1 protein-coding gene is annotated in these 845 nt (G+C 64.5%); it reads right to left on the bottom strand.

The genetic code is table 11. The annotated features are described in order from the left end of the window. Positions 1-837, bottom strand: an 837-nt coding sequence (locus QSJ97_RS24580; RefSeq protein ID WP_285675142.1) for an IS3 family transposase, incomplete at its 3' end; no start/stop codon positions are given. Positions 838-845 lie beyond the last annotated feature (8 nt).

The following is an 845-nucleotide window of genomic DNA, read 5'->3' as shown; positions in this document are numbered from 1 at the left end:
GCCCCCCTGACTGGACTGCGCCCCTGGGGCCGGACAGGTTGAGGCAGCGGTTTTGACCAGGGCCGGGCGGTTGATCTCCTCGTAACGCGCGGGGCTCAGATAACCGAGCGCGGAGTGCAGGCGGGTTTCGTTGTAGACCTCCTCGATGAAACCGGGAAGGTGGGCGGCGACGTCCTCGAAGGTTTCGTAGCCGGCCACGTAGACCGCTTCGACCTTCAGCGTCTTCATGAGGCTTTCGGCCTGGGCATTGTCATAGGGATTGCCGCGCCGGCCCATCGAACCGACGAAGCCATGGCGCTTCAGGAGCTTCCGGTGAGCCTTTGAGGCATAGACCGATCCGCGATCGGAGTGGAACACGGTGCCTGACAGCGGCCTGCGGAAGGCGATCGCGGCCTTGAGCGCGGCGGTCACGAGGCGCGCATCGATCTTGCGATCGAGGGCATAGCCGACAATCCGGCGCGACCAGGCGTCCATGATGACGGCCAGATAGGCGAAGCCGGAGGCGAGTTCGACATAGGTGATGTCTGCGACCCAGAGATGATCGGGCGCGTGAACCTCGAAGCCCTTGGCGATGTTTGGAAAGACCGGGCCATCGTGGTTGCTGTCTGTGGTCGCGACGAACCGGCGCTTGCGCTTCGACTGCAGACCCTGCTCGCGCATGATGCGCCGGACCTTCTTCGAGTTCACGATCATGCCCCGGTGCCGGAGCTCGGCGTCGACGCGCCGGTATCCATAGGCGGGCGAGGCCGCGCAGATCGCCTTGATCTCATCCACGATCGCCACCTCGGCAGGCGTTAGCTCGGGTTCGGCGTAGAAGGAGGAGCGTGAGACATCCATCAGCTCGC

The organism is Paralimibaculum aggregatum, from assembly GCF_030270585.1.
Classification (GTDB): Bacteria; Pseudomonadota; Alphaproteobacteria; order Rhodobacterales; family Rhodobacteraceae; genus Thermohalobaculum; species Thermohalobaculum aggregatum.
Note: the sequence above shows the minus strand (reverse complement) of the source record. Positions and strands in the feature narration are given on the sequence as shown.